Source organism: Thiocapsa sp. (assembly GCF_035467215.1).
Classification (GTDB): domain Bacteria; phylum Pseudomonadota; class Gammaproteobacteria; order Chromatiales; family Chromatiaceae; genus Thiocapsa.
The window spans coordinates 1-5,120 of record NZ_DATITZ010000049.1 but is presented as its reverse complement, the minus strand read 5'-3'; the positions used below and the strand labels follow the sequence as shown (position 1 = coordinate 5,120).

6 protein-coding genes are annotated in these 5,120 nt (G+C 65.9%); 4 read left to right on the top strand and 2 right to left on the bottom strand.

Annotation, left to right across the window (positions count from 1 at the left end):
- Positions 1-154: 154 nt before the first annotated feature.
- From VLR48_RS02465 to VLR48_RS02450, 4 genes are all read left to right on the top strand, one after another.
- Positions 155-766, top strand: coding sequence for an NAD(P)-dependent alcohol dehydrogenase (locus VLR48_RS02465; RefSeq protein ID WP_325290261.1), 612 nt, complete (start codon positions 155-157; stop codon positions 764-766).
- Between the two features lie 30 nt (positions 767-796).
- Positions 797-1,093 (top strand): HdeA/HdeB family chaperone, encoded by a 297-nt coding sequence (locus VLR48_RS02460; RefSeq protein WP_414718568.1) that lies wholly within the window; start codon positions 797-799, stop codon positions 1,091-1,093.
- A 427-nt stretch (positions 1,094-1,520) separates the two neighbouring features.
- On the top strand, positions 1,521-1,655 hold the full coding sequence (locus VLR48_RS02455) for a hypothetical protein (protein ID WP_325290259.1): 135 nt from the start codon (positions 1,521-1,523) through the stop codon (positions 1,653-1,655).
- Positions 1,637-2,269 carry an ISAzo13-like element transposase-related protein gene (locus tag VLR48_RS02450; RefSeq protein WP_325290258.1) on the top strand — a complete coding sequence of 211 codons (633 nt, stop codon included), beginning with the start codon at positions 1,637-1,639 and terminating at the stop codon, positions 2,267-2,269. Before VLR48_RS02455 ends, VLR48_RS02450 begins: the two co-directional genes overlap by 19 nt.
- A 39-nt stretch (positions 2,270-2,308) precedes the next feature.
- Here the strand turns inward: VLR48_RS02450 and VLR48_RS02445 are convergent, their stop codons facing one another.
- Positions 2,309-2,773 (bottom strand): LexA family transcriptional regulator, encoded by a 465-nt coding sequence (locus VLR48_RS02445; protein WP_325290257.1) that lies wholly within the window; start codon positions 2,771-2,773, stop codon positions 2,309-2,311.
- Positions 2,774-2,821: 48 nt separating this feature from the next.
- On the bottom strand, positions 2,822-5,120 hold a 2,299-nt coding region (locus tag VLR48_RS02440), incomplete at its 5' end, for a DUF349 domain-containing protein (protein ID WP_325290256.1).

Below are 5,120 nucleotides of genomic sequence, written 5' to 3'. Positions count from 1 at the left end.
GCTCATTGGTCCGCTCCGTTACCTCGGTTGACGATGTTCGATAGACATCGCTCATTGTGCCCGCTACGGGCTCGTTGGAGGAGCGGGGCGGACCATCCCATTAGCCTATGTGGCCCTGCCGGCCCGTGGTCCGGTTGCTCCGATGCCGGCGACGATGGACTTTACGGAGGCCGCCGCGGTGCCGCTGGGCGGGTTGAACGCGCTGCATTTTCTCGGCCGCGCGAACATTCAGCCGGGGGACGAGGTGCTGGTCAATGGTGCGGGCGGCAGTATTGGCGACCATGCGGTGCAGCTCGCCAAGTCCTCGGGCGCGCGCGTCACGGCGGTCGATCATGGCCGCAAGGAGGGGTTTCTGCGTCGCCTGGGCGCTGATGCCTTCGTCGACTATCGACAAACGGACTTCACCGCCGGCGGGCAGACCTACGACATCATCCTGAGCATGGTCGCCGGCGCACCCTATGATCGCTGCATCCGCGCCTTGCGGCCCGGCGGAAGTTACCTGATCGCCAATCCCCGCCTGTCCGATATGTTGCGAGCATTGATCACCAACCGTTTCACGCGCCGGCGCGTCGTCGTCGCCTTCGCCCCGGAGACCCGGGCCGGGTTGGACGCGCTGCGAGAACTGATCGAGCAGGGCAAGATCGGCCCGATCGTCGATCGCGTGGAGCCCATGGAGCAGGCGCCCGAGGCCCATCGTCGCGTCGAGCGCGAAGAGCGCCTGGGGGCGATCGTGCTGGCGATCGAGGATCGTCTCGAAGCGAGATAGCGCGTCCGGCACGCGTTCGCGCCCGCCGCGATCACGTCGGCGCTGTTCGCCGGGGGCTTGGCCTTTGATGCCGAGGAGCCGTCAACACAGAAAGACCTCGAGGAGTTCGCGTGCAAGGACGTCATGCGCCTGTCCGGCAACGAGCGGGAGTACGCACTGGCATTTGTACACGGATACCGGCTCGTTAAGATGAACACCACGCAGTATGAGATCGAGGTCTTGGCTGCGATGACCGATCAGTTCATCGACCACTGCCTGGACAACCCCAAAGACAACGCGCCGGCGACGTTCGAGAAGATCGGCAAGTCACGACGGGGGTGCCGTTGAGCGTACGTTATCGAACGGCAGGACCGAATCGGTGTTGACAAGGTGTCCGGGATTGCCCGCAACGATCTTGGTCCAACGTCCGCTGCGTGAAGAAGTCCAGCCGTTCGATACTGCGGCGAGTCAGCGCCTCAGACGGCCGAGACCGCGAGCCTCTTTTTCCGAGCTTCAGTATCTGCTGATGGGGCGATACGGTCATGTCAGACCGCATTGGTGGAATCTTTGGAGCTGACGATCACATAGGCTCCGCCCTCCGCCGCGAGTGAGCGGATGCTCGGGCAGAGCCGCGGGGCCTTGCTAAGTAACGATTCACTAACAAGTAACGCATTTTATCTCAGGTTTTTTCTATAAAAAGAGCGTTACCGACTTGAAAAGGAGCCGACCTGCTGCGAGCATCGCTCCCGACGATCCGAACGGGAGTGGTCGCTCTATGAACGAATTTCCGGGCTACGGCGCAGCGCACGAGGAGACGATGCGGGTGTTCTCGCGCACCTTGGACGAGGACCATCGCCGCCGCTACGCGGCAATCGAGGCGCTGAAGAGCGGGTGCGCTGGACCGATCTGAAACCGCTGCAGTTGGCTCATCGCCTGCTCGAGCATGGGTTCGAGATCAGTCGCAACACGGCCGCCGCGTTGCTGGATCGGGCTGGCTTTCGTCGCCGCGCCCTGCGCAAGGAGTTGATCACCGGCGTGGTCGACCCGAAGGCGCGTAACGAGCAGTTCCGCCAGATCGCCGCGCTGCGCCGTCTGGCCCGTCGGCGCGGCATTCCGGTGTTCAGTATCGACACCAAGAAGAAGGAGTTGCTCGGGACCCTGCATCGGCCGGGACAGTCGTACAGCACCGCACCGCAACTGGTCTTCGATCACGACTTCCGCCACCTCGCCGACGGCGTGCTGGTGCCGCATGGGGTCTACGACGTGGCCGCCAACATCGGCTTCATCACGCTCGGAACCTCGCGCGAGACCAGCGCCTTCGTCTGCGATGCCATCGCCTTGGCCTGGACGGTGCTGTTCCAGGGGATGTACCCGAACGCGACCGAACTGCTGTTGCTGTGCGACTGCGGCGGCGCCAACGCCGCGCGCTCGCTGCGCTTCAAGGAAGACCAGATCAATCCGGCATTCTGGGCGCTCATCGCGTACATTGGCTTTTTGATCGCCATCGGCTTGATCTTCCAATGACACCTTGATGCAGGCGGATCCGAACCGACGCGGTCGCCGTCAAGCGGTCATAAGCACCACGCCCGAGACGATGCCGAGGATCTCGATGTCGCCGTCGTGCAGGATCAACGGATCCATGTCGGGATTGGCGGGCTGGAGGCGGATGCTGTCGTTTTCGGCGTAGAAGCGTTTGAGGGTGACGCGATCGCCGTCGATGCGTGCCACGACGGTTGTCCCGGTTTCGGCTGTAGGGCGAGGGTCGACGATGACGATGTCGCCGTCGTGGATGCCGTCTTCGACCATGGATTTGCCGCGCACGCGCAAGGCGTAGGCCCCGGGGCGTGTCAGGTCGGTGGGGACGACGATGGTCTCGGGGTCTTCGAGATCCTCGATCGGTGCTCCTGCGCTGACGCAGCCGAGCAGGGGCAGCTCCACTCCGGGGTCTTCGCTCGGGTTGCGCGGGTCGAGCGCCGGATTCCAGGTGCGGTGCCGGCGTTTGTAGAGTCGTGAGTCGGAGTCATCCATCGAGGGCATCCGGGGCGGATTCTGCGTCTTGGCTGCTGCGCGGTCGTGTCATGCGGTCGCCGCGCCGGGCTCTCGGGCGAGGGCTTGGCGGATGCGCTCGAAGCGGCTGTCGAGGCCGGCGGAACGCGGTGCGGGGCCGCAGAGATACCACTCTTTGAGGAGTCGGGCACTGCCTTGCAGGGGGTCCTCCTCGCCGTCGACCATGCGCTCCGTCAGCCGTGCGACTTGGAACTCCAGGCGCTGTTGGGCGAGCTCGGGCGGGGTTTCGACACCGGTGAGGATTTCGAGCTGTAGACAGAGTTGGCTCAGGCGTGCGGCGTTGGCGTCGTAGCGGCGGCGCAGCGTGGCGATCTGCGCGGGGTCGCGTGCGACGGCGAGTGCGGACGAGAAGCGCGCTGCGATGGCCTGCTGGATCTCGCTGTCTTGTTGCTGCGGGAGATCCGCCCAGGCCTGCTCGGCCGCTTCGGGGTCGAGCGGGGCGTCGGTTTCTCCGAGGAGTCCGAGCTCGAGGCGCTCGCACAGCGCGGCTTGGCGTTGCAGCAGGTCGAATGCGCCTCGGCGCTGTTGGTCCTCGCAGTCGCGCAGGTGCTGCTTGAGCGCCTCGCGGGTCTCGCGCCAGCATTCGTTGAGCGGGGCGGCGCTTTGACGCGGGATGGGCAGGGACTGAGCATCGTCCCAGCGCCGCTCGAGCTCGCGCAGCTCGGAGCGCAGTCGCTTCGGATCCTGCTCGGTTCGGGCGAGCGCGAGTGCGTCGGTGCAGATCGTCTCGCGCGTGGCGAGATGATCCTTCATCTCGTTGGCGTGCGCCTCGTGCAACGCGGCGCGACGCTCGAAGATGGCGTCGCAGGCGCTGCGGAAGGTCTGCCAGAGCTTGTTCTCGTCCTTGTGACGCGCCGGCACGGTGGTGTGCCACTCGCGTTGGAGTGCCTTGGTCTGTTCGATGGCGGCGTCCAGATCGGGCTCGTCGACTAGGACTTCGATCTTGGCGATCAGCGCGTGCTTCATCGCCTGATTGCGTTTGCGCTCTGCATCCAGGCGGCGATCGAGCTGCTTGAGCGCTTGACGGAAACGCCCTTCGAGCGCCTTGAAGTGGCGCGGGTCAACGGGTCCGATGGAGGCCCAGGTGTGGCGGGTCTCGCGCTCGGCGCGCAGGACGCGTTTCCAGTCGATGCGCTCCCAGTCGACCTTGGAGAGGAAGTCTTCGATCTGGTCGCAGACGGACTCGCGCGCGGCACGGTTGGCCTCGCGCTCGGCCGCTTGGGCGTCGAGGTAGGGGCGACAGCGCTCTTGGACGGCGTCGCACGCCTTGTGGAACCGCTCGGCGACGGCGGGCGCGGCGCGCGGCCCTGTCTTCTCCAACCCCTTCCAGTCCAGGCGCATCGTGTGCAGTCGCTCGCTCAGGGCTTGCAGGGGCAGGTCGGCCTCGATGAGCTGCTCCATCTCCTCGCAGAGTCCGTCGCGATGCTGATCGGCACCCCAGCGGCGCCAGTGTTGGAGATCGCGCAGGCGCGGCGCGAGCAGATGCAGGCGGGCGGCGATCTCTTCGGCGGCGCCCTTGGGCAGGGCGCTGGCCTCGACCAGATCCAGGCCGGCACGTAGGCTTTGAAAGAGCGGGTCGGCCTTCTTCAGCTCGCCGTCGGCGAGGTGTTTCTCCAGCTCGGCGAGTTTCTCGGGAAGCTGCTTCAGGCGATGCTCGGCGTTCTTGCGCTGGGTCTTGGTGCGCGACTCGACGCGTTCGACGAGGGCCAGGAAGGCTTCGGTCTCGGCGCTCGCGGGGAGCTCGGCGGCGAGTGCGCGCGCCTGCTCGATGAAGGTCTTGGTCGCGCGCAGATCGAGCGGCTTGGGCTCGTCGAGGAGCTTCTGTGCCCTATTGCTCGATTTGTGCAGCTGCGACAGGCGTTTTCGCTGATCGACCAGGGCGGTGCGCGCGGCGTCGGCCGCGTCCATGAGCGTGCGATAGCGCTGGTCGAGGGGTCTCTGGCGCTGCGGCGGGAGGGCGTCGAGGGCATCCCAGGCGGCGGAGACCCGCTCGCACAAGGCGCGAATCTCTTGCTCGGTGCTCAGCGCCGGTGCCTCGGACAAGGTGTCGAGGAGGGCGAGGCGTTCGGCATGCAAGGACTCGTGGGCTTCCTCTGCGGCGACTCGGGCGGCGGTCTCGCGGGCGTGACCGCCGTAGGCCTGGATGAAGCGCTCCCGTGCGTCTTCGTAACGCGTGCGCCCGTCCGGGTCGACCTCATCCCGGATCTCGGCCCATTGGCGATCGAGAAGATCGAGGATGGCGCGATCCTGATTCCATTGCTCGAGCCGGCCGAGACGCTCGGCCTTCTGGCAGAGCTCTTCGCAGAGT